Source organism: Pseudomonas sp. TE36184 (assembly GCF_054060055.1).
On record NZ_JBSSCU010000001.1, the window covers coordinates 4,149,128 to 4,173,540 of the forward strand.

General features: G+C 61.9%; 18 protein-coding genes. 9 read left to right on the top strand and 9 right to left on the bottom strand.

Features of this window, described 5'->3' with window-relative positions; translation table 11 throughout:
• Positions 1 to 64: 64 nt before the first annotated feature.
• From ACVWZP_RS18665 to ACVWZP_RS18675, 3 genes are all read right to left on the bottom strand, one after another.
• A complete protein-coding gene (locus ACVWZP_RS18665) occupies positions 65 to 1,417 on the bottom strand; it encodes a DUF3999 domain-containing protein (protein WP_177031449.1) in 1,353 nt (450 codons plus the stop codon).
• Positions 1,417 to 4,956, bottom strand: coding sequence for a DUF2339 domain-containing protein (locus ACVWZP_RS18670; RefSeq protein WP_457370008.1), 3,540 nt, complete (start codon positions 4,954 to 4,956; stop codon positions 1,417 to 1,419). The genes ACVWZP_RS18665 and ACVWZP_RS18670 overlap by 1 nt, the downstream gene beginning before the upstream one ends.
• A gap of 158 nt (positions 4,957 to 5,114) precedes the next feature.
• Complete coding sequence (locus ACVWZP_RS18675) at positions 5,115 to 7,565, bottom strand: glycogen/starch/alpha-glucan phosphorylase (RefSeq protein WP_026140399.1); 2,451 nt, start codon at positions 7,563 to 7,565, stop codon at positions 5,115 to 5,117.
• Positions 7,566 to 7,801: 236 nt separating this feature from the next.
• Here ACVWZP_RS18675 and ACVWZP_RS18680 point away from each other — a divergent pair, with 236 nt between their 5' ends.
• Positions 7,802 to 8,236, top strand: coding sequence for a YkgJ family cysteine cluster protein (locus tag ACVWZP_RS18680; protein WP_017849920.1), 435 nt, complete (start codon positions 7,802 to 7,804; stop codon positions 8,234 to 8,236).
• 195 nt (positions 8,237 to 8,431) lie between these two features.
• On the opposite strand, the gene typA is transcribed toward ACVWZP_RS18680, so the two are convergent.
• Positions 8,432 to 10,252, bottom strand: a complete 1,821-nt coding sequence (gene typA, locus ACVWZP_RS18685; RefSeq protein WP_017849921.1) for a translational GTPase TypA — start codon at positions 10,250 to 10,252, stop codon at positions 8,432 to 8,434.
• 139 nt (positions 10,253 to 10,391) lie between these two features.
• Positions 10,392 to 11,846 (bottom strand): tRNA uracil 4-sulfurtransferase ThiI, encoded by a 1,455-nt coding sequence (gene thiI, locus ACVWZP_RS18690; protein WP_457370009.1) that lies wholly within the window; start codon positions 11,844 to 11,846, stop codon positions 10,392 to 10,394.
• A gap of 334 nt (positions 11,847 to 12,180) precedes the next feature.
• Between thiI and glnA the strand changes: the two genes are divergently transcribed.
• The 4 genes from glnA to ntrC all read left to right on the top strand — a co-directional run bounded on the left by glnA (position 12,181) and on the right by ntrC (position 17,099).
• Complete coding sequence (gene glnA / locus ACVWZP_RS18695; RefSeq protein WP_017849923.1) at positions 12,181 to 13,587, top strand: glutamate--ammonia ligase; 1,407 nt, start codon at positions 12,181 to 12,183, stop codon at positions 13,585 to 13,587.
• Between the two features lie 145 nt (positions 13,588 to 13,732).
• Positions 13,733 to 14,269 carry a chorismate mutase gene (locus ACVWZP_RS18700; protein WP_457370010.1) on the top strand — a complete coding sequence of 179 codons (537 nt, stop codon included), beginning with the start codon at positions 13,733 to 13,735 and terminating at the stop codon, positions 14,267 to 14,269.
• Positions 14,270 to 14,580: 311 nt separating this feature from the next.
• On the top strand, positions 14,581 to 15,666 hold the full coding sequence (gene glnL, locus ACVWZP_RS18705) for a nitrogen regulation protein NR(II) (RefSeq protein ID WP_017849925.1): 1,086 nt from the start codon (positions 14,581 to 14,583) through the stop codon (positions 15,664 to 15,666).
• A complete protein-coding gene (gene ntrC, locus ACVWZP_RS18710; protein WP_017849926.1) occupies positions 15,663 to 17,099 on the top strand; it encodes a nitrogen regulation protein NR(I) in 1,437 nt (478 codons plus the stop codon). Before glnL ends, ntrC begins: the two co-directional genes overlap by 4 nt.
• Positions 17,100 to 17,630: 531 nt before the next feature.
• On the opposite strand, the gene ACVWZP_RS18715 is transcribed toward ntrC, so the two are convergent.
• Positions 17,631 to 18,071 (bottom strand): hypothetical protein, encoded by a 441-nt coding sequence (locus ACVWZP_RS18715; protein WP_017849927.1) that lies wholly within the window; start codon positions 18,069 to 18,071, stop codon positions 17,631 to 17,633.
• On the opposite strand from ACVWZP_RS18715, the gene ACVWZP_RS18720 reads away from it, so the two are divergent.
• Positions 18,070 to 18,525: a tRNA (cytidine(34)-2'-O)-methyltransferase gene (locus ACVWZP_RS18720; protein ID WP_017849928.1), complete on the top strand. Its 456-nt coding sequence runs from the start codon at positions 18,070 to 18,072 to the stop codon at positions 18,523 to 18,525. The two genes, ACVWZP_RS18715 and ACVWZP_RS18720, sit on opposite strands and share 2 nt — an antisense overlap.
• A gap of 118 nt (positions 18,526 to 18,643) precedes the next feature.
• Here the strand turns inward: ACVWZP_RS18720 and secB are convergent, their stop codons facing one another.
• The 3 genes from secB to ACVWZP_RS18735 are packed head-to-tail and all read right to left on the bottom strand — an operon-like array spanning position 18,644 to position 19,834.
• The gene (gene secB, locus ACVWZP_RS18725; protein ID WP_017849929.1) at positions 18,644 to 19,123 is read right to left on the bottom strand and encodes a protein-export chaperone SecB; all 480 of its coding nucleotides are present in this window, start codon (positions 19,121 to 19,123) and stop codon (positions 18,644 to 18,646) included.
• 41 nt (positions 19,124 to 19,164) lie between these two features.
• The gene (gene grxC / locus ACVWZP_RS18730) at positions 19,165 to 19,419 is read right to left on the bottom strand and encodes a glutaredoxin 3 (protein ID WP_046384999.1); all 255 of its coding nucleotides are present in this window, start codon (positions 19,417 to 19,419) and stop codon (positions 19,165 to 19,167) included.
• Between the two features lies 1 nt (position 19,420).
• On the bottom strand, positions 19,421 to 19,834 hold the full coding sequence (locus tag ACVWZP_RS18735; protein WP_017849931.1) for a rhodanese-like domain-containing protein: 414 nt from the start codon (positions 19,832 to 19,834) through the stop codon (positions 19,421 to 19,423).
• A gap of 151 nt (positions 19,835 to 19,985) precedes the next feature.
• Here ACVWZP_RS18735 and gpmI point away from each other — a divergent pair, with 151 nt between their 5' ends.
• From gpmI to ACVWZP_RS18750, 3 genes are all read left to right on the top strand, one after another.
• On the top strand, positions 19,986 to 21,512 hold the full coding sequence (gpmI, locus tag ACVWZP_RS18740; protein WP_079442661.1) for a 2,3-bisphosphoglycerate-independent phosphoglycerate mutase: 1,527 nt from the start codon (positions 19,986 to 19,988) through the stop codon (positions 21,510 to 21,512).
• 258 nt (positions 21,513 to 21,770) lie between these two features.
• Positions 21,771 to 23,066, top strand: a complete 1,296-nt coding sequence (locus ACVWZP_RS18745; RefSeq protein WP_046385001.1) for a murein hydrolase activator EnvC family protein — start codon at positions 21,771 to 21,773, stop codon at positions 23,064 to 23,066.
• Positions 23,067 to 23,096: 30 nt separating this feature from the next.
• Entirely contained in the window at positions 23,097 to 24,413 is a 1,317-nt protein-coding gene (locus ACVWZP_RS18750) for a S41 family peptidase (protein ID WP_301555686.1), read from the top strand.

A 24,413-nucleotide genomic window follows, 5' to 3' on the forward strand; every position in this document is an offset into this window, starting at 1 on the left:
CGCGAGTCGGGGCGTATTTCCTCCTATCAGAGGATTTAAACCCAATAGAGTTCATGGACGTTATTTAACGTGCTGCTGCAGGCTTGCGCAGCAAACTGTAAGCCATGGCCCCCAGCGCCGCCACACCGAGCAGCAATACGGCCCAGAGTCCGAGTTTTTTCCAGTTCGGTTCGGTGTCGACAGCGGCCACGAGCGCTGGCGACGTGACCCTGACGTCCCCCGCCACCGTGGCCTGCCCCAAGGTGTTGAGGCGCTCGGCGCTGTAGTCGGGGATCAGGGTCGACAGCGGCAGGTTCGCCGCCTTGGCCGAGGCATTCCCCAGCGCCAGGGTGAACGGCGGCTCGCCCCGCGCCAGGAACACCAACTGAGTGGCGCGCACGGCAACCCGCAGGGTCGGCGCGGCGGTGCCCAGGCCGCCGCCGCGCTCATCCACCTGCAACTTGAGTTCGGCGACCGCCTGGCCCGGCAACTGCAATTGATCCTGCACCACGTCCTGGCCGTTCTGGGTCAGGCGGTACAGCAAACCATTGCTCAACGGCTGCCAGGCTTGCTTGCTGTCGCGTCGCCCCGACAAGGTCACGGGCGCCAGCGTATTGGGTTGTGTCAATTCCACGCGCAGGCGCTCGACGTTCAGCCCCGCCGGCAACTGCCAGGTGTATTCCCCCGCCTGCAGCCGCGTGCCGGAGAGCGGCTGCGACCACACCCATGGCGTCGGCAGGCTGCTGCGGGTGGCGCTGACCAATTTGGCCGAGGTCAACAGCGGCGCCGCCTGGCCCTGCCACAACAGGCGCAGGTAACGCGCCGTTTGCCCCGGCAGGCTGACGTCGTGCTGCTCGACGCGCTCGTCGGCAAACGACAAGCGCGCCACTTGCCCGTCGCCCCAGGGCGTCCAGTGCTGCAAGTCATCGCTGGCTTCGATGCTGAATCGCTGGAAGCCTTCTTGCTCGTGGCTCCAGTCGAGGCTCAGTTGCTGCAACGGCGCCTTGATCGCACTGGCGTCGAGCACCCAGCCGCGCAGCACCTGCTGGCCGGTCGTGGTTGCCGTGGAGGGGCGCACCTCCAGCAAGGTGCCTTCGGCGCTGGACTTCATCACCACCGCTGGCAAGGTTTCGCGCGTGTCGGCGGCGTACAGCGGGAACCACTTCACATCGGCAACGTTACGGTTCTCGGTGTGTTGCGCGGATTGGCGCGACAGCGCGTAGGCCTGGGGCTCACCGGCGGCATTGAATACGCGCAGGTCGCTGAGGTCGGCCTGGCGCGCGCTCAGTTGCACGGCCAGCGGCAATTCGAGGCGATACCACGGGCCGTTGCCGCTGACACTCAGCGGCACCTGGGCGGAGAAGTCGGCGGGCGTTTCCTGGGCCCATACCGACAATGTCGCACACACGCCCACTACCGCCACGCTCAACTTACCGATCAAGAGGATGCTCCTTCAGTTTCCAACACAGGTTCGGCGCGCTTGGGCGGCAGCGGTGCGAAGTAACCCACCACCAGCAACAACCCGCCCACGCCAATGAACGACACGATCCGCGCCAGGCCGCCACGGTTGCTCAGCTCGACAAAAAACAACTTGGCCACCACCACGGCAATCAACGCCGCGCCGATCAGCCAAACTTCGCGACGATGGCGCAGGTGACCGCCGATCATCAGGCCGAGGGCAATCAGGGTCCAGATGATCGACAAACCGGCTTGCACCAGCATCGACTCCAGCAACGCGTCCAGGTGAAACGGCACGCCGCCCCAATGGTGGGCGGTACGCATCACCAGCGCCGTGAAGAACGCAAACAGTGAAGCCCCCGCCACCCCTTGGGCGATCCATTCGGCACGCGGCCCGCGCTGCGGCGCCACACTGCGCGACCACAGATACACGCCAAGCAGGGCAAACAGCAGGCCCAGGTCCAGCGGGTTGATCAGCGGCACATAGGGCAACGGCTTGGCCGTACCGTCACTGAACGTATTGGCCAGCCAGAACCAGCCGAGCATCAGCACCGCCAACGGCAGCGCCGCCAGCACGCGGTACTCCTTGCCATAGGCCGACACCGGCCATGGCCAACTGCGCGGCGCAGCCGCCAGCACCAGGTAGAGGCTCGGCAGGATCGCCCAGCCCAGCCAGCGCCAGGCGTTGTATTCGCTCGACAGCAACAACAGGCCGTAGCGCAGCTCCAGCGCCAGGACGCCGATCAACATCCAGCTACCCAACACATGGGCAACGCTCAGTACTTTGGCCGGAGCCACCGCCGCCAAGCGCCGCAATGAGATGAAATGCACCGCGAACACCGCCAGCCAGGCCAGCCAGCCGAACTGCGCCGCCGGGTGATAGTAGCTATGGGCAGACACCAGCAACACCGCTGCCCCCGCCGGCATCAGCAAGGTGCAGAGCATCGCCAGCGAGGCCCAGCGCAGGCGCGCCGCGAACAGCGTCCAGAGCGCCACGCTCGCCGCGGCGATACCCAGCAGGAACGCGCCCTGCAACGCCTGCGGGATAAACCGCAGCACTTCGCCGATCAGCGCCAGAGCCCACCAGGCCGCGCCCCACACCAGCAACAGGTCAGACAGGCGTTGCAGTTTCAGCACAGCAAACACCGGCGCATGAGGTTCGCGCTGCAAGCGCCAGGCGCCGACCAGAGCGGCCAGGCCCAACACCATCGGCGTCCAGAAACCGCTGTGCGCCAACGGACGCAAACCTTCATTGGTCAACGGCCCGAGCAGTTCCGGCACCGCCAGCAGGAACGACGCGCCGCCGATCAGTTGCAGCAGCAAACCGAACACAAAACTGACGCGCTGTTGCAGGTACAGGCTCAACCAAATGATCAGCAGACCGCTCGCCGCCCACACCCCGCTGGCGCTTTCCCAAGGCAACACAAACAGCACGGCCAGGTTGATCAACACCAGGCCGGCCAGCAGCACCACCGACAACCCGCGCAACAGGCGCGCGTCGCTGCGCACCATGTCGTCACGGGCCGCCAGCAGCATGCCGCCGATCAACGCCAGCCCGATCAGCGAGGCCGTCAGCAAACCGCCCCAACCCGCGCTGAATACCGCCGCGCCATCACCGCCTTGCAGGCGCAACAGGAACAACGCGCCACCCAGCAGTTGCACGGCGAACGCGGTGAACAGGAAGGTCCGTGAACCGATGCGCAGGCCCACATACAGCGTCGCCAGGCCGGCGAGCGCCCAACTGATGGCGGTGCCCTGGGTCAGCAACAACAGCGGTGCGAGCAGGTACACGAAGGTCAGCCCGAGGCTGGCCAACACCGGCAAGCCCCTGCGCTCCCAAGCCGCCGCCTGTTCGGTGGAGGCGTTGCGCAACTGCGCGAAGCTGAACAGCAACGCGGCACCCAGCAACAGCGCGCCCAATGGCGCACCGTCCAGCATTGTGTGTGCGCCGACGCGCAGTTCACTGAGGAACGCCAGCGCCGAACCCAGTTGCAACAACAGGCCGAACGCCCGCGCCAACGGCCGTTGCTGGCGCAGGCCGAGCCAGAAGATCCCGGCGCCTTCCACGGCCCAGGCCGCTGCGGTCCAGCGCGCGTCGAGGCCCAGGGGAATCGCCAGGCTGGCGAAGATCACGCCCAGGGCCAGACAGGTTTCCGCCAGCAGCAAGGCACGCCCGCCACTGAGCAGTCGGGCCAGGCCCATGTAGATGATGCCCAGGCCCAGGGCGCTGAACGCAGCGGCAAACTCCAGGTGTTGGACCAGTGCGAACTGCAAGCCAAAGCCCACCAGCGGCGGACCGAACAGCAGGCTGCCGTCGACATAATCGCCCTTGGCCGCCGACCAGCGCAGCAGCGCGCCCCGGCTGTCGTCCTCGGGCGCGTCGTTCATCTCCAGCAATTTGCGCCGGGTGAACAGCAGGCCGATGGCCAGGTACATCAGGAAAAACACGATCAGGAACGGCTCGGTGCTCCACAGCAGCTGCGGCGCATACGAACGCAGGCCCCAGGCGAAGCCGATGCCGAAGGTGCCGACAAAGCCGATCAGGTTGAGCAGGCGCCAGGCCTTGAACCAGGCGATGGCGAGGATGCCGGCATTGAGCAGGGCGAAGTAGCTGAACAGCGCCACATGACTGCCGGCGCCGGTGGAGGTCAGGATCGGCGCGGCAAACCCGCCCAGCGCCGCTGCGCAGGCCAGGCCCAACGCATCCTGGGTGATCGCCAGAATCGCCGAAAACAGCGTGACCGCCACCAGCAGGCCCAGCGCCGCGCCCGGGTCGATCAACGGGTGCAAGCGCATTGCGGCAAACACCGTCAGGTACAGCACCGCAATCCCGGTGCCTTGCAGCATCAAGCCGTAATTGCTGTTGCGCAGCCGCAACCACCAGCCCAGGCCCAGCAGGCCCAAGGCGGCGGCGGCAACCCCGGCATAACGCAGTTCGATCGGCACCACCATGCCTTCGGTGGCATAACGCAGCAAAAAGGCCAGGCCGAGGAACAGCAGCACCACGCCGACGCGCAACACGGTATTGCCGCCGAACAGCCAATTGCGCGCGCCGCGGATGGCGCGTTCGATCAGGTTCGGGCCTCGGGGGATAACCGGTTCAGGTGCAGGCGGTTTCTCGGCAGGCGTCCACACATCCGCCGGTAATGCCTGGCTTGGTTCGGCGGCAATGGCGACGGGGGTCGGCGCCAGTTCGGCGGGCAGTTCCCAGATAAGCTCGGGGGCCTTGGCCGGCGGGGCGGATTCGGCGACGGGGGATTCGACCACCACACTGTGCGCCAGCGGCGCAGGTTCGGGTGCAGGCTTTTCCATTTGCGCCAGGCGTTGTTCCAGCGCGGTGAGCGCTTTCTGCGCGGTCTCCAACTGACGGCCTTGTTCATCCGTGCGCGAAGCCAGCATCGACAGGCGAATCGCCTGGCCAATGCCCAACCCCAGCAGCGCGCCGATGCCCGCGTCGCCGAACGACTCATCGAGCGTCCAGCCGAGCGCCAGCCCAATCAGCATGAAAATCCATTGCATGGTCGATATTCCCTAAGCAAACCGGGACCTAGTATATCGACGCGGGACCAATGTGGGAGGGGGCTTGCCCCCGATAGCGGTGTGCCAGTCGCCATATCTGCAAACTGACAGTCCGCTATCGGGGGCAAGCCCCCTCCCACATTTTGGTTTTTGGGGGGTTAGTCGAGCGCTTTCCAGATCTCGGTGGCGTACTCACGGATGGTGCGGTCCGAAGAGAACCAGCCCATCCGCGCGGTATTGAGCACCGCCGAACGCCACCATTCCTTGGAATCATGCCAATGCGCGTCGACCCGGGTCTGCGCCTCCCAGTAGGCATCGAAGTCGGCACACACCAGGAAGCGGTCGTACTCGATCAGCCCATCGATCAAGCCCACATAACGGCCCGGATCGTCTGGCGAGAACACCCCGCCGCGAATCGCTTGCAACACATCGCTCAAACGATGGGACGCGGCGATGTCCGGCCCGGCGTGGAATTCACCGGCGTGCTTGCGGGCCTCCACCTGCTGGGCGCTGAGACCGAAGATAAACATGTGCTCGCCGCCCACGCGCTCGTGCATCTCGACGTTGGCGCCGTCCATGGTGCCGATGGACAGCGCGCCGTTAAGGCCGAATTTCATGTTGCTGGTGCCCGATGCTTCAAAGCCGGCGGTGGAAATCTGCTCCGACAAGTCCGCCGCCGGGATGATGCTTTCCGCCAGGCTGACGTTGTAGTTGGGCAGGAACACCACCTTGAGCAAGCCGCGCACGGTGGGGTCGTTATTGACGGTACGGGCGATGTCGTTGGTCAGCTTGATGATCAGCTTGGCCTGGTGATAGCTCGCCGCCGCCTTGCCGGCGAAGATCTTCACTCGCGGCACCCAGTCGGTCTCGGGCTCGGCACGGATCGCCTGGTACAGCGCCACGGTGTGCAGCAGGTTGAGCAACTGGCGCTTGTACTCGTGGATGCGCTTGACCTGCACGTCGAACATCGCCGCCGGGTTGACCGCAATGCCCAGACGCTCGTGGATGATCTCGGCCAGCGCGCGCTTGCTGTGCAGGCGTTGTTCGGCAAAGGCCTTGCGGAAGGCCTGCTTCTCGGCAAACGGTTCGAGTTCGATCAGGCGCTGTTCGGGCTTGTCGAGGATGTCCGCACCCAGCGCGTCGACGAGCATGCCGGTGAGTTGGGGGTTGGCCTGGTACAGCCAGCGGCGGAAGGTGATGCCGTTGGTTTTGTTGTTGATGCGCTCCGGGTACAGCTTGTGCAGTTCGGAGAACACCGTGCTGCGCATCAGTTGGGTGTGCAGGCCGGATACGCCGTTGACGCTATGGGAGCCGAGGAACGCCAGGTTACCCATCCGCACGCGGCGGCCGTTGTCTTCTTCGATCAGCGACACGGCGCGCAGCACGTCAAAATCGTGGATGCCCTTGGCGCGCAGCGAGTCGATGTGCTGCGCGTTGATCAGGTAGATGATCTGCATGTGCCGGGGCAGCATGCGCTCCATCAGGCCGACCGGCCAGGTTTCCAGGGCTTCGGGCAGCAGTGTGTGGTTGGTGTAAGACAGGGTTTCGACGGTGACGTCCCACGCCGCTTCCCAGGGAATATCGTGCAGGTCCACCAGTTGCCGCATCAACTCGGCGACCGCGATGGACGGGTGCGTGTCGTTGAGCTGAATGGCGGCATGTTCGCCCAGGCTCAGCACCGAGCCGTGCATGTTCTTGTGGCGGCGCAGCAGGTCTTGCAGCGAGGCCGAGACGAAGAAGTATTCCTGGCGCAGGCGCAGTTCCTGCCCCGCTTCGGTGCTGTCGGCCGGGTAAAGCACTCGGGAGATGCTTTCGGCGCGGGCCACTTCGGCGACGGCGCCCAAATGGTCGCCGGCGTTGAAGCGCTCCAGGTGCAGGTCTTCCACGGCGCGCGCACGCCACAGCCGCAGGGTGTTGACGCTGGCGCCGCGCCAGCCGACCACCGGGGTGTCGTAGGCCACGGCCCGCACGGTTTCGCTGGGCGACCACACCTGAATCAGCTTGCCGCCGGCATCGGCGAGGGTTTCGACGCTGCCGCCGAAGCCGATCGGGTAGATCACTTCAGCCCGTTCGAACTCCCACGGGTTGCCGAAATCTAGCCAGCGCTCGGTCTGCTCCTGCTGCCAGCCATCGACAATCGCCTGGCGGAACAGCCCGTGCTCATAACGGATGCCATAACCATGGCCGGCAATGCCCAGGGTCGACATGCTTTCCATAAAGCACGCCGCCAGGCGTCCCAGACCGCCGTTGCCGAGCGCTGCATCGGGCTCCAGCAGGCGGATGCGTTCCAGGTCGACACCCAACTCGGTGAGCGCTTCGCGAGCGATCTCCAGCAGGCCGAGGTTGCTCAGGCTGTCGAAGAGCAGGCGGCCGATGAGGAATTCCAGCGAGAGGTAATACACCCGCTTCTGGCCTTTGCGGTAGATTTGCCGCGTATGGTTCATCCAGTGATCGACCATCTGGTCGCGGGCGGCCAGGGCAATGGCTTCGAACCAGTCATGGTCGAAGGCGTGATCCGGGTCTTTGCCCACCGCGTAGGTGAGTTTGGTCAAGACAGCATCGCGAAATGCGGCTACCTCTGCTTCTCGTGCAAGCGGTTCCTGAGACATCGGTGTGACCTCGGGCGAGATTGAAGGAGTTGCTAGAGCCTAGTCGGTCTGACCGGCGGTCGACGCGCTGGTTCGGCAGTTTTTTAACTCATTCACCTTTGCATGAATTTAATGCAGGGGTCGTGCCCGATCACTGTTCGAGCCGCCTTCGAGCTGAAAACCCGAAAATATTGTTCAAAAAACCATCAATCCCGGTATGATCGCGCGCCCGGATACCGCCCCACCTTGGAACCCTGATGAAGCCTCAACTGATCGCCGCCGCGGAACTCGACCGTCTCGAGACCTGGCAGAAATATTCCGCCCACATGTGCGGAGGCTGCGTGTCCAGCTGCTGCACGCTGCCGGTCGAAGTGAAGATCAAAGACTTGATCCGCATTGGCATCGTCGATGAATTCGAGCGCGGCGACCCACCGAAGAACATCGCCAAGCGTTTGCAGAAGGAAGGCATCGTCGAGCGCTACAACAGCAAATCCGAGATCTTCACCCTGCAGCGCATGAGCAACAACGACTGCCTGTACCTGGATCGTAAGACGCGCTTCTGCACTATTTATGACAAGCGCCCGGATACCTGCCGCAACCACCCGAAAATCGGCCCGCGGCCGGGGTATTGCGCGTACAAGCCCAAGGAAGTGGTGCGCGAGACCAATTTCAAGACGCTCGATAAGTTCTGATCCATGTTTTGCAGGGCTCTCAAGGGCCCTATCGGGGGCAAGCCCCCTCCCACAGTTTTGATTTGTGAACGCCTTCAAAATCTGGGAGGGGGCTTGCCCCCGATAGGGCCGGCACCTTCAGCACAAAACCTGCGGACATAAAAAAACGCCCCCGGCCTTTCGACCGGGGGCGTTTTTCATTCAGCCTGAGTTAACTCAGTTCTTGGCTTTCTTGGCAGCGCGGGTACGCTCGCCTTCGTCCAGGATCTTCTTACGCAGGCGGATCGACTTAGGCGTGACTTCGCACAGCTCGTCGTCCTGGATGAATTCCAGGGCCTGTTCCAGGGTGAAGCGAACAGGTGGAACCAGAGCGATGGTTTCGTCTTTACCCGAAGCACGCATGTTGTCGAGCTTCTTGCCTTTGGTTGGGTTGACGCCCATGTCGTTGTCACGGCTGTTCAGACCAACGATCTGACCGTTGTAGATCTCTTGACCGTGTTCAACGAACAGCTTGCCACGCGCCTGGAGGGTTTCCAGGGAGTAGGTCAGCGCCTTGCCGGTTTCAACCGAAACCAGAACACCGTTCTGACGGCCGGACATGTCGCCGGACTTCATGGTGTCGTAGCGATCGAAGATCGAGGTCAGGATGCCAGCACCGTTGGTCAGGGTCAGGAACTGGTTACGGAAACCGATCAGACCACGCGCAGGGATGTTGTATTCCAGACGCACACGGCCTTTGCCATCCGGCACCATGTTGGTCAGGTCGCCCTTACGCAGGCCCATCTCTTCCATGACCTTGCCCTGGGATTCTTCAGGGGTGTCGATGGTGACGTTTTCGAACGGTTCCTGCTTCACGCCGTCAACAGTACGGATGATCACTTCAGGACGACCAACGCCCATTTCGAAGCCTTCGCGACGCATGGTTTCGATCAGTACCGAGAGGTGCAGCTCACCACGGCCGGAAACCTTGAACTTGTCAGCCGAGTCGCCTTCTTCAACGCGCAGTGCCACGTTGTAGAGCAGCTCTTTGTCCAGACGTTCCTTGATGTTACGGGAGGTCACGAACTTGCCTTCTTTACCGCAGAAAGGCGAGTCGTTTACCTGGAAGGTCATGGAAACGGTTGGCTCGTCGACGGTCAGAGGCTTCATCGCCTCGACAGTGTCCGGCTGGCACAGGGTGTCGGAGATGAACAGCGAGTCCATACCGCTGACGCACACGATATCGCCGGCGAACGCTTCTTCAACGTCGATGCGGTGCAGGCCGTGGTGACCCATCAGCTTCAGGATACGACCGTTGCGCTTCTTGCCGTCGGCGCCGATAGCAACAACCGGAGTGTTCGGCTTGACGCTACCACGAGCGATACGGCCAACGCCGATAACACCCAGGAAGCTGTTGTAGTCCAGTGCCGAGATTTGCATCTGGAACGGACCGTCACGGTCAACCTTCGGTGGTGGAACGTGGTCAACGATGGCCTGGTACAGCGGGGTCATGTCTTCCGCCATGGCGGTGTGATCCAGACCGGCAATACCGTTCAGGGCCGAAGCGTAGATAACCTGGAAGTCCAGTTGTTCTTCGGTAGCACCCAGGTTGTCGAACAGATCGAAGATCTGGTCCAGAACCCAATCCGGACGCGCGCCTGGACGGTCAACCTTGTTGATGCACACGATCGGACGCAGGCCGGCTTCGAACGCCTTCTTGGTCACGAAACGGGTTTGCGGCATAGGGCCGTCTTGAGCGTCAACCAGCAGCAGAACGGAGTCGACCATCGACATTACGCGTTCTACTTCGCCGCCGAAGTCGGCGTGGCCCGGGGTATCCACGATGTTGATGTGGTAGCCGTTCCAGTTGATAGCGGTGTTTTTAGCCAGGATGGTAATACCGCGCTCTTTTTCCTGGTCGTTGGAGTCCATCACGCGCTCGTCGTTGAGCTCGTTGCGCTCCAGGGTGCCGGATTGACGCAAGAGTTTGTCTACCAGGGTGGTTTTACCATGGTCAACGTGAGCAATGATGGCGATGTTACGTAGATTTTCGATCACTTGTGTATCTCGATCAGAGGATTCGGTGTGCTGACAGGTCGTGGCAGCGATTAACAGTAGAGTCAGGCCTTGCCGTTACAGCTTGACGGCAGAGTCGGGGGGCCGGTGACGCAGGCCACAGGCAAACAGCCCCGGGCTCTTAGCTCGGTCGATAAACGCGCACATTGGCATGCCCCTCACTGAGCAAATGGTGGGCATGCAGGCGACTCATCACGCCTTTGTCGCAATACAGCAGGTACTGACGGCTGTTATCCAGTTCCTTGAAACGCGCGTTCAATGCATAGAACGGCAGCGTTAGTACGTCGATGCCAGCGATTTCCAGCGGCTCGTCTTCAGCGGCATCCGGGTGACGGATGTCGATGATGATCTGACCGGCCAGGGCTTCGCTGACTTCTTCGATCTGCACATCCTGGCCCAACTCGTCGATGACACGATCGATCGGGACCAGTTTGGCGTTCTCGAGCGCACGCTCCAGAACCGCCATATCAAACTGTTGTTCTTCATACTCCACGCGGTTGCGCTTGGCGTGGGTCTTGGGGTTCACCGAAATGACCCCGCAATATTCAGGCATGTGCTTGGCAAAGTCGGCGGTGCCGATCTGTTCTGCCAGGTCGATGATGTCCTGCTTATGGCTGGCGATCAGCGGGCGCAGCACCAGCTTCTCGGTCACGCAATCGATGAGCGACAGGTTCGGCAGCGTCTGGCTGGATACCTGGGAAATCGCTTCGCCGGTCACCAGCGCGTCGATCTGCAGCTGATCGGCAATTCGGGACGCTGCGCGCAACATCATACGCTTCAATACTACGCCCATATGACTGTTATCGACTTTGCCGAGAATTTCGCCCAGTACTTCCTCGAACGGCACGCTGACAAACAGCACGCGTTGGGAGCTGCCGTACTTCTTCCAGATATAGTGCGCGACTTCCATCACGCCCAATTCGTGGGCACGCCCGCCCAGGTTGAAGAAGCAGAAGTGGCTCATCAGGCCGCGGCGCATGATCTGGTAGGCCGCCACCGTGGAATCGAAACCGCCGGACATCAAGACCAGGGTCTGTTCCAGGGCGCCGAGCGGGTAGCCACCAATGCTATTGTGCTGGCTGTGGATCACAAACAACCGTTGGTCGCGAATTTCCATCCGCACTTCAATTTGCGGCGCCTTGAGGGAAATTCCGGCTGCGCCGCACTCGCGACGCAGCTTGCTGCCGACGTATTTTTCCACATCCATGGAGCTGAACGGGTGCTTGCCGGCACGCTTGCAGCGCACCGAAAAAATCTTGCCTTCAAGCTCGCTGCCGAAGTGCTGTTTGCACTTTTCGGTGATGTCGTCGAAGTCGCCCAGCGGGTACTCGTCGACCTGCAGGAAATGCGCGATGCCCGGCATGCAGCTCAGGCGCTCGGTCATATCCTTCAAGGCCTTGGCGTCGGTGACACGGGTTTCCAGCTCGAGATTGTCCCACACACCGTTCACCACCACAGCCGGGTCCAGATCGCGGAGCACGGCACGGATGTTCTTGGCCAACTGACGGATGAAACGCATCCGTACCGGTCGGCTTTTGATGGTGATCTCGGGGAAGACTTTAACGATTAATTTCATGGAAACAGCGCGCGCAGGGCCTGCCGAAAAAGGGGGGCGCGGATTATAGCGGAAATCGCTCAAGGTTTAACCAGTTAATATGCATCAACGGCGCAACGCACCAAAACAGGTCATTTATGCAAATGCGCGCCACATTGCAGTGCGTTATTTATTCCATTTCGGCAGTTTGCACTGTTATAGGGGCCATTTTGACGCAAAAAGGCCATGTTGGCGCACTGGCATGCAATTTGCTCTCTTGTGAGGCAGGTTGCCATGGCGGACTATCCGCGCCGGCATCACCCACATTCTAAGGGCTAACTCCACTACCCAGCCCGAAGCCACCCCGGAGGACACCATGTCGAAGTCGGTTCAACTCATCAAAGATCATGACGTTAAGTGGATTGATCTGCGCTTCACGGACACAAAAGGCACTCAGCACCACGTGACCATGCCGGCTCGCGACGCGCTGGATGACGCGTTCTTCGAAGAAGGCAAAATGTTCGACGGTTCCTCCATTGCCGGTTGGAAAGGCATCGAAGCTTCCGACATGATCCTGATGCCGGACGACAGCACTGCCGTGCTGGACCCGTTCACCGAAGACCCAACCCTGATCATCGTCTGCGACGTGATCGAGCCTTCGACCATGCAAGGCTACGACCGCGACCCACGTGCGATCGCCAAGCGTGCCGAGGAATACCTGAAGTCGACCGGTATCGGCGACACCGTATTCGTAGGCCCAGAGCCAGAATTCTTCATCTTTGATTCGGTCAAGTTCAAGTCCGACATCTCCGGTTCCATGTTCAAGATTTTCTCCGAACAAGGTTCGTGGATGTCCGACCAGGACGTAGAAGGCGGCAACAAAGGCCACCGTCCAGGTATCAAAGGTGGCTACTTCCCAGTTCCGCCATTCGACCACGACCACGAAATCCGTACCTCCATGTGCAACGCCATGGAAGAAATGGGCCTGGTCATCGAAGTACACCACCACGAAGTGGCGACTGCCGGCCAGAACGAAATCGGTGTGAAGTTCAACACCCTGGTTGCCAAGGCTGACGAAGTCCAGACCCTGAAGTACTGCGTACACAACGTGGCTGATGCCTACGGCCGTACCGCAACCTTCATGCCTAAGCCTCTGTACGGCGATAACGGTTCGGGTATGCACGTTCACCTGTCCATCGCTAAAGATGGCAAGAACACCTTCGCTGGCGAAGGTTATGCCGGCCTGTCCGACACCGCCCTGTACTTCATCGGCGGTATCATCAAGCACGGTAAGGCCCTGAACGGCTTCACCAACCCGTCGACCAACTCCTACAAGCGTCTGGTCCCAGGTTTCGAAGCACCGGTAATGCTGGCCTACTCGGCTCGTAACCGCTCCGCATCGATCCGTATTCCTTACGTGTCCAGCCCGCGCGCTCGCCGTATCGAAGCCCGCTTCCCGGACCCGGCAGCCAACCCGTACCTGGGCTTCGCTGCACTGCTGATGGCTGGCCTGGACGGCATCCAGAACAAGATCCACCCAGGCGACGCCGCCGACAAAAACTTGTACGACCTGCCGCCTGAAGAGGCCAAAGAGATCCCACAAGTGTGCGGCAGCCTGAAAGAAGCCCTGGAAGAGCTGGACAAGGGCCGTGCGTTCCTGACCAAAGGCGGCGTATTCAGCGACGACTTCATCGATGCCTACATCGAGCTGAAAAGCGAAGAAGAAATCAAAGTCCGCACCTTCGTACACCCACTGGAATACGAGCTGTACTACAGCTGCTGATCCGGTAGCGTCGCTTAACGTGGCGTGATCGAAAAAGACCTCCTTCGGGAGGTCTTTTTTTGCCCGGGGATTACACAGCTCCGCACCTGCAAACCCAATCAAAAAGGTGGGAGGGAGCTTGCTCCCTCCCACAAGGAGATCAGCATTGAACCGTCGACTTGTGTTCGCTCTGTTATTCGTCAGTGCCAGTGCGAGCGCTGCGCCGCCCAGCCTCGAACCTTTACTCAACAGCATCGCCGAGCGCCTGGCGATCGCCGACCAGGTCGCCCTGAGCAAGTGGGACAGCCACAAGCCCGTAGAAGACAAGAAGCGCGAGCAAGAGGTGATCGCCAGCGTCATCGCCCAGGCCCCGAGCTACAAGCTGGACCCTGCCGCCGCCGGGCAGTTCTTCTCGGCACAGATCGAAGCGAACAAACTGGTGCAGTACGCCCATCTTTCCGACTGGCAGTTCCAGGGTAAGGCCCCCGACGATCCGCGCCCGGACCTGGTCAAGCAGATTCGCCCGCAACTGGACCAACTGCAAAAACGCCTGCTGCAGCAATTGGCCGACTTCAGCCCGCAGCGCACCGACCCACAGTGCCCGCAATGGCTGGCCGAAGCCGTGCATGAGCCGCTCAATGAGCCGATGCAGCAGTTGGCGATGATCCGCGCGACCGCCGAGCTGTGTATCTACAAAAACTAAAACGGTAAACCCGATCCAAAAATGTGGGAGGAGGCAATCCCCCTCCCACATTTGATTTGTGTGAATTCGCGCTTCCTGAACAATCGTCACAAAATCGCACTATATTGGTGCGACAGCTTGCACCCTTCCCACCGACCCAGCCCATTTTGGTTCGAAACTTCCCGATGAAGCTGGCAGAACGCCACAGTTTCGAGCCTTAAACCCTTATTTCAGGGCTTAAACGCTTCTTTTCGGAGCCTTGGTTTGGTTTTTGCATTTTCCTTGTATCAGCGTGTGCCTCAAGCCCGCGCCTTGCTCCAAAAGAGGTCCTGATGACCATCAGCGATGCACTGCACCGTTTGTTACTCGACAACCTGACCACCGCGACCATCCTGCTCAATGACGACCTGCGCCTTGAGTACATGAACCCGGCGGCGGAGATGCTCCTGGCCATCAGCGGGCAGCGCAGCCATGGGCAGTTCATCAGCGAGTTGTTCACCGAGTCGGCCGAAGCCTTGAGCTCGTTGCGCCAGGCAGTGGAGCAGGCACATCCGTTCACCAAGCGCGAAGCGATGCTCACCGCCCTGACCGGCCAGACCCTGACCGTCGACTACGCCGTGACCCCGATCCTGAGCAACGGCAGCACCCTGCTGCTGCTCGAAGTCCACCCGCGTGACCGCCTGCTGCGCATCACCAAGGAAGAAGCGCAGTTGTCCAAGCAGGAAACCAGCAAGATGCTGGTCCGCGGCCTGGCCCACGAGATCAAGAACCCGTTGGGCGGGATTCGCGGCGCGGCGCAGTTGCTGGCTCGTGAGCTGCCGGACGAGCACCTCAAGGACTACACCAACGTCATCATCGAAGAGGCCGACCGCCTGCGTAATCTGGTGGACCGCATGCTCGGCTCCAACAAGCTGCCGTCGCTGGCGATGACCAACGTGCATGAGGTGCTGGAGCGTGTCTGCCAGTTGGTCGAGGCCGAAAGCCAAGGCTGCATTACCTTGGTGCGCGACTATGACCCGAGCATTCCCGACGTGTTGATCGACCGCGAGCAGATGATCCAGGCGGTGCTCAACATCGTGCGCAACGCCATGCAGGCCATCAGCAGCCAGAACGAGCTGCGCCTGGGCCGCATCAGCCTGCGCACCCGCGCCTTGCGCCAGTTCACCATCGGCCACGTGCGCCATCGCCTGGTGACCAAAGTCGAAATCACCGACAACGGCCCGGGCATTCCAGCAGAACTGCAGGAAACCATTTTCTTCCCCATGGTCAGCGGCCGCCCGGACGGTACCGGGCTGGGCCTGGCCATTACCCAGAACATCATCAGCCAGCACCAGGGTCTGATCGAATGTGAGAGCCATCCTGGCCACACCACGTTCTCGATCTTTCTGCCTCTGGAACAAGGAGCCCCATCGACATGAGCCGTAGTGAAACTGTCTGGATCGTCGATGACGACCGTTCTATCCGCTGGGTCCTCGAGAAAGCCCTGCAACAGGAAGGCATGACCACCCAGAGCTTCGACAGCGCTGACGGGGTGATGAGCCGCCTGGCGCGCCAGCAGCCCGACGTGATCATCTCCGACATCCGCATGCCCGGTGCCAGCGGCCTGGACCTGCTGGCGCGGATTCGCGAGCAGCACCCGCGCCTGCCGGTGATCATCATGACCGCGCACTCGGACCTGGACAGCGCTGTCGCGTCCTACCAGGGTGGTGCCTTTGAGTACCTGCCCAAGCCGTTCGACGTGGACGAAGCGGTGGCGCTGGTCAAGCGCGCCAACCAGCACGCCCAGGAACAGCAGAACCAGGAAGCCCCGCCCGCCCTGACCCGCACCCCGGAAATCATCGGTGAAGCGCCGGCGATGCAGGAAGTGTTTCGCGCCATCGGGCGCTTGAGCCACTCCAACATCACCGTGCTGATCAACGGCGAGTCGGGCACCGGTAAAGAACTGGTGGCTCACGCCCTGCACCGCCACAGCCCGCGGGCGGCGTCGCCGTTCATCGCGCTGAACATGGCGGCGATTCCGAAGGACTTGATGGAGTCCGAGCTGTTCGGCCACGAGAAAGGCGCCTTCACCGGCGCGGCCAACCTGCGGCGCGGGCGGTTTGAACAGGCGGACGGCGGCACGCTGTTCCTCGATGAAATCGGCGACATGCCGGCCGATACCCAGACCCGCTTGCTGCGCGTGCTGGCGGACGGCGAGTTCTACCGTGTGGGCGGGCATACGCCGGTCAAGGTTGACGTGCGTATCATCGCCGCGACTCACCAGAACCTGGAAACCCTGGTGCATGCGGGCAAGTTCCGTGAGGACTTGTTTCACCGCCTCAACGTGATCCGCATCCACATCCCGCGCATGTCGGACCGTCGCGAAGACATCCCGACCCTCGCGCGCCACTTCCTCAGCCGCGCCGCCCAGGAGCTGGCCGTCGAGCCGAAACTGCTGAAAAGCGAGACCGAGGAATACCTGAAGAACCTGCCGTGGCCCGGCAACGTGCGCCAGCTGGAGAACACCTGCCGCTGGATCACGGTCATGGCGTCCGGGCGCGAAGTGCATATCAGCGACCTGCCGCCGGAGCTGCTCAGCCTGCCGCAGGATTCGGCCCCCGTGACCAACTGGGAACAGGCGCTGCGTCAATGGGCCGACCAGGCCCTGGCACGCGGCCAGTCGAACCTGCTGGACAGCGCCGTACCGGCCTTCGAACGGATCATGATCGAAACCGCCCTCAAGCACACTGCCGGCCGCCGTCGCGATGCCGCCGTGCTGCTGGGTTGGGGCCGCAATACCCTGACGCGCAAGATCAAGGAACTGGGGATGAAGGTCGATGGCGCGGATGATGACGACGGTGACGAGGGCTGAATTTCAGCCCCACTGAAGATCCAATGTGGGAGGGGGCTTGCCCCCGATAGCGGCATGTCAGTCAGCATCTACATGACTGATCCACCGCAATCGGGGGCAAGCCCCCTCCCACATTTGGATCTGCACAAGGTTTGGCGACCATGCACCGCTTCAATGCACCATGAACCGGCATCGGGCACGGCGCCAACACCTCAAACCTTCGCACCGCCGCCTGAAATCAGACAACCGAAAACGCCAAAGCCCCGTATTCCGGGGCTTTTCGCTGTCTGGAGCGTTTTTTTCGAGCAACTTGGCCAGTGTGGCACGCGCCCTGCAATAACCCTGATACAACCCAGTTTCGGGGACCTTGGTACAGGCAGGCCGAGAATCCCCTCTTTACACCCGGGGTGCTTGATGCGAACCGCGTCGCGCTCCACACCGCTTTCGGGAACCTCGGTACAGGCAGGCCGGGGATTCCCTCTTTAACACGAAGCCGGATGGCTTCATCCCGTTTTGGGAGCCCTGGTACAGGCAGGCCGGGAACTCCCTCTTTTATTGCTCTTGGAGATGGATCTCCAGCCGCCAGCGGCCTTCAGCTTCCTCTCCCGACCATTCCCCACGCAACGGCCGCGCCGCCACCAGGTTGAGCAACAGGCCGCCATCGGTCTTGCGCACGCGCCAGTTCACATCCTTGTCATTGACCTTGAGCTGCCCGCTGGCGGCCTTGCCCTGCGCGTCGAACAACAGCGCCACGGTGCCGTCGATATGCTCGCCATGCAGCTTGGGTTCGCTGTTGAACCACACCACCACACCGTCGGCCGCCGGCGTCACCTGCAGCAATTCGACCGGGTCCGGGGCGGTCAGGCGCCCGATCATCAGGCCCACCATCAGGCCGACAATCGCCAAAGAGCCCAAAACCCTTGGCAATAGCTTCGGCCTGGGGTCTTCTTCGAGGGTAGAATGCAGCGCATCTTTGCCTTCGGAGCCGTGCATGTTTCACGTCATCCTTTTTCAACCAGAAATTCCGCCGAATACCGGCAACGTTATCAGGCTGTGCGCCAACAGTGGCTGCCACCTGCATTTGATCGAGCCGCTGGGCTTCGACATGGACGACAAGCGCCTGCGCCGCGCCGGGCTGGACTACCACGAGTATGCCACCCTGCAACGCCACGCCGACCTCGCCAGCTGCCTGGAAAGCCTCGGCCACCCTCGGCTGTTCGCGTTCACCACCAAGGGCTCGCGGCCGTTCCATGACGCCAGCTTCGCCGACGGCGACGCCTTCCTGTTCGGCCCGGAAAGCCGTGGCCTGCCCGCCGAGGTGCTCGACGCCCTGCCCGACGGCCATCGCCTGCGTTTGCCGATGCGCGAAGGTTGCCGCAGCCTGAACTTATCGAACACCGTCGCCGTCGCCGTCTACGAAGGCTGGCGCCAACTCGGCTTCAAGTAACACACATAACAAATGTGGGAGGGGGCTTGCCCCCGATAGCAGTGGGTCAGCCAACACCTATTCAGCTGACACACCGCAATCGGGGGCAAGCCCCCTCCCACATTTTTAGCGCATCGACTTATTGAACCGTCGACGAACCTTCCTGTTGCATGCGCTGCAGCTCTTGCGCGTACAGGGCATCGAAGTTCACCGGAGCCAGCATCAGCGCCGGGAACGAGCCACGGGTGACCAGGCTGTCCAGGGTCTCGCGGGCATACGGGAACAGGATGTTCGGGCAGAACGCGCCCAGGGTGTGGCTCATGGACGCTTCGTCCAGGCCCTGGATCAGGAAGATACCGGCCTGTTGCACTTCAGCGATGAAGGCCACTTCTTCGCCGTTCTTGACGGTGACCGAGAGGGTCAGCACGACTTCGTGGAAGTCGCCTTCCAGGGCTTTTTGACGGGTGTTCAGGTCCAGCCCGACGCTTGGGGTCCACTCCTGACGGAAGATGGCCGGGCTTTTCGGCGCTTCGAACGACAGGTCACGCACATAGATGCGCTGCAGCGAAAACTGTGGGCCTTGGGCTTCTGCTGCTTCGGTGTTCTGTTGGTCAGTCATCGCAGATCCTTCTTGATCTTGGGTCTTTTAGGGTTTAGGAGTCAGACGTGAAGCAGCGCGTCCAGCTTGCCGGCGCGCTCAAGGGCAAACAGGTCATCGCATCCACCGACGTGCTTGGCGCCGATCCAGATCTGCGGCACGGACGTGCGTCCCGCCTTCTGGGCCATTTCGGCGCGCACCTGGGGTTTGCCGTCGACCTTGATCTCTTCGAAGGCAACACCCTTTTTCTCCAGCAAGGCCTTGGCCCGCATGCAGTAAGGGCACCAATCGCTGGAATACACGACAACCTGGCTCATATCACTTCACCAGCGGCAGGTTGTCGGCGCGCCAGCTGCTGATACCACCAGACAGTTTGGCGGCGGTAAAGCCGGTCTTGAGCATTTCGCGGGCATGGGTGCCGGAATGCTGGCCTTGGGCGTCGACCAGGATAATGGTCTTGGCCTTGTGCTTTTCCAGCTCGGCCAGGCGCGCGATCAGCTTGTCCTGGGGAATGTTCAGGGCGCCAACGATATGACCGGCGGCAAAATCCTTGGCCGGACGGATATCCACTACAACGGCCTCATCCTTGTTGACCAGCGCGGTCAGCTCCGACGTGCTCAGGCTGCGGCCACCGCGGCTCATTTCATGAGCGATCAGCAGCGCCAGCAGGATGACGAAGGCACCCGCGAGCAGGTAGTGGGCAGTGGCAAATGCAATCAGGTGATCAACCATCAAGGAGGTTCCAGGGCGTTAAAATGGCGGTAAGTATACACAGCCGTCAGGGGGGGCCAACCCCCGTAAAGCGGTGACGTGGTCGGAACTTCGCTTTAAACTGCCACTCCCTTTTCAATCCCCTTCATCAATTACCGCCGCGAGAGGATCTATGACTACGACGCCTAAACCTTTGGTCCTGATAATTCTCGATGGCTTCGGACACAGTGAAAGCCACCACGACAACGCCGTGTACTCGGCCAACAAGCCGGTGCTGGACCGTCTGACCGCCACTTTGCCCAACGGGCTGATCTCCGGTTCGGGCATGGATGTGGGCCTGCCGGACGGCCAAATGGGCAACTCGGAAGTCGGCCACATGAACCTCGGCGCCGGACGAGTGGTCTATCAGGACTTCACCCGCGTGACCAAAGCGATCCGCGACGGCGAGTTCTTCGAGAACCCGACCATCTGCGCGGCCGTCGATAAAGCCGTCGCCGCCGGCAAGGCCGTGCATTTCATGGGCCTGCTGTCCGACGGCGGCGTACACAGCCACCAGGACCACCTCGTGGCCATGGCCGAACTGGCCTTCAAGCGCGGCGCCGACAAGATCTACCTGCACGCCTTCCTCGACGGCCGCGACACGCCGCCGAAAAGCGCGCAATCGTCGATCGAACTGCTGGACGCCACCTTCGCCGCCCTCGGCAAGGGCCGCATCGCCAGCCTGGTCGGTCGCTATTTCGCGATGGACCGCGACAACCGCTGGGACCGCGTGTCCCAGGCCTACAACCTGATCGTCGACGGCCAGGCCGAATTCAACGCCGCCACCGCCCAGGAAGGCCTGGAAGCCGCCTACGCGCGTGGCGAGAGCGATGAGTTCGTCAAGGCCACCACCATCGGCGAGCCGGTGAAAGTGGAAGACGGCGACGCCGTGGTGTTCATGAACTTCCGCGCCGACCGTGCCCGCGAGCTGAGCCATGTGTTCGTCGACCCAGGCTTCAAGGACTTCGAACGCGCGCGCCAGCCGAAAATCGAGTTCGTGATGCTCACCCAATACGCCGCCAACATCCCGGCCCCGTCGGCTTTTGCCCCCGGCAGCCTGGAAAACGTGCTGGGCGACTACCTGGCGAAAAACGGCAAGACCCAACTGCGCATCGCCGAAACCGAGAAGTACGCCCACGTGACCTTCTTCTTCTCCGGCGGCCGCGAAGAACCGTTCCCGGGCGAAGAGCGCATCCTGATCCCGTCGCCGAAAGTCGCGACCTACGACCTGCAACCGGAAATGAGCGCACCGCAAGTCACCGACAAGATCGTCGACGCCATCGATAACCAGCGCTATGACGTGATCGTGGTCAACTACGCCAACGGCGACATGGTCGGCCACAGCGGCAACCTGGCCGCCGCGATCAAGGCCGTGGAATGCCTGGACCTGTGCGTGGGCCGCATCGTCGACGCCCTGGAAAAAGTCGGCGGCGAAGCGCTGATCACCGCCGACCATGGCAACTGCGAGCAAATGTCCGACGAGTCCACCGGGCAAGCCCACACCGCCCACACCACCGAGCCGGTGCCGTTCATCTACGTCGGCAAGCGCGACCTGAAAGTGCGCAAAGGCGGCGTGCTGGCCGATGTGGCGCCGACCATGCTGATGTTGATGGGGTTGGAGAAGCCCAAAGAGATGACCGGCACCTCGATTCTGGTCTGATCTAAACCACACCGCAGAACCAATGTGGGAGGGGGCTTGCCCCCGATAGCAGTGGATCAGCCAACACCTATTCAGCTGACACACCGCAATCGGGGGCAAGCCCCCTCCCACATTGGACTCGTGGTGTTGGGTAGATGTCTTTTCGCCATACCACTGCCGCTCGGCACCTATCTTGCCCAGAAGCCCGAATTGGGCGTTTTTTTTGCAGCGCTTGCCGGGCATACTAGGCCGTCCCTTTCCCTGGTGTCGCCCGCCTCTATGCTTCGCGCCTTGATTACCCTCGCTCTCGTCTGCCTGCTCCAACCGGCATTTGCCGATGAGCGCGCGCAAACCCAACAACAGTTGGACGCTACGCGTCAGGACATCACCGAGCTGAAAAAACTGCTCGGCAAGCTCCAGGAAGAGAAATCCGGGGTGCAGAAAGACCTGCGCGGCACGGAAACCGAGATGGGCAAGCTGGAGAAGCAGGTCCAGGAGCTACAAAAAGAATTAAAGAAGAGCGAGTCGGAACTGGAGCGACTCGACGCTGAGAAAAAAAAACTCCAGAGCGCCCGCGTTGAACAGCAACGCCTGATCGCGATCCAGGCCCGCGCCGCCTACCAGAGTGGCCGCCAGGAGTACCTCAAGCTGCTGCTCAACCAGCAGAACCCGGAAAAATTCGCACGCACCCTGACCTACTACGATTACCTGAGCAAGGCACGCCTTGCTCAATTGAAGGGTTTCAACGAGACCCTGCGCCAACTGGCCAACGTCGAACAGGAAATCGCCGACCAGCAATCGCAACTGCTCGACCAGAAAAGCAGCCTCGACAGCCAGCGCGACCAGCTCGACAAGGTGCGCAAGGAGCGCCAGTTGGCCCTGGCCAAGCTCAATGACGACGTAAAGGCCCGCGACGCCAAGCTGCAAGCCCGCGAGCAGGACCAGGCCGACCTCGGCAAAGTGTTGAAAACCATCGAAGAAACCCTGGCTCGCCAGGCACGCGAGGCCGAGGAAGCGCGACAGAAAGCGCTGATCGCCCAGCAGGAAGCGGAAAAAAAGCGCCAGCGTGAGGCCGAACTGGCAGCCACGAGCGACGCCCCGGCACCGCGCAAACCGGCGCACGCAGCGCCCGGGCCGCTGGTTTCCAGCGCGGGCGAATCCTTCGGCGGGCCTTTTGCTTCCGCGCGCGGCAAACTTCCGTGGCCGGTTGATGGTCGACTGCTGGCACGCTTTGGGGAAACCCGCGGCGATGACACCCGCGCCAAGTGGGACGGGGTGATGATCAGCGCGGCCGCCGGCAGCCAGGTCCACGCCGTCCACGGCGGTCGCGTGGTGTTTGCCGATTGGCTGCGGGGCGCCGGTTTATTGGTGATTCTCGACCACGGTAATGGCTATTTGAGTCTTTATGGCCACAATCAGACTTTACTCAAGTCGGCAGGTGATGTGGTAAAAGCCGGGGAATCCATCTCCACTGTCGGTAACAGTGGCGGCCAGGACACCCCGGCGCTGTACTTCGCTATTCGTCAGCAGGGCCGCCCGAGCGATCCTGCACAATGGTGCCGCACCCAAGGATAGGGTCGCATCTACATTAGGAGTTCGTTCGACATGCTGCATTTGTCCCGCCTCACTTCGCTGGCCCTGACGATCGCCCTGGTGATCGGCGCGCCTGTGGCTTTCGCCGACCAGGCCGCACCGGCTGCACCCGCCGGCATGGCCGCGACCACCAAGGCGCCGTTGCCGCTGGACGAGTTGCGCACCTTTGCCGAGGTCATGGACCGGATCAAGGCAGCCTATGTCGAACCCGTGGACGACAAGACCCTGCTGGAAAATGCCATCAAGGGCATGCTCAGCAACCTCGACCCGCACTCCGCCTACCTCGGCCCGGAAGATTTCGCCGAGCTGCAGGAAAGCACCAGCGGTGAGTTCGGTGGCCTGGGCATTGAAGTCGGCGCCGAAGACGGCCAGATCAAAGTGGTCTCGCCGATCGACGATACCCCGGCGTCCAAGGCCGGCATCCAGGCTGGCGACCTGATCGTCAAGATCAACGGCCAGCCGACCCGTGGCCAGACCATGACTGAAGCCGTCGACAAGATGCGCGGCAAGATCGGCCAGAAAATCACCCTGACCCTGGTGCGCGACGGCGGCGCGCCGTTCGACGTGACCCTGGCCCGCGCGACCATCACGGTCAAGAGCGTGAAGAGCCAGTTGCTGGAGTCGGGCTACGGCTACATCCGCATCACCCAGTTCCAGGTCAAGACCGGCGACGAAGTGGCCAAGGCCCTGGCCAAGCTGCGCAAAGACAACGGCAAGAAGCTCAACGGCATCGTGCTCGACCTGCGCAACAACCCCGGTGGCGTGCTGCAGTCGGCGGTGGAAGTGGTCGACCACTTCATCACCAAAGGCCTGATCGTCTACACCAAGGGCCGTATCGCCAACTCCGAACTGCGCTTCTCGGCCACCGGCAACGACCTCAGCGAAAACGTGCCGCTGGCCGTGCTGATCAACGGCGGCAGCGCCTCGGCCTCGGAGATCGTCGCCGGCGCCCTGCAAGACCAGAAGCGCGGTGTGCTGATGGGCACCACCAGTTTCGGCAAAGGCTCGGTGCAAACCGTGTTGCCGCTGAACAACGAGCGCGCCCTGAAAATCACCACCGCGCTGTACTACACGCCGAACGGCCGCTCGATCCAGGCCCAGGGCATCGTGCCGGACATCGAAGTGCGCAAGGCCAAGATCACCAACGAGGTCGACAGCGAGTACTACAAGGAAGCCGACCTGCAAGGCCACCTCGGCAATGGCAACGGCGGCGCCGACCAGCCGACCGGCAGCAGTGCCAAGGCCAAGCCGATGCCGCAGGACGATGACTACCAACTGGCCCAGGCGTTGAGCCTGCTCAAGGGCTTGAGCATCACGCGCAGCCGTTGA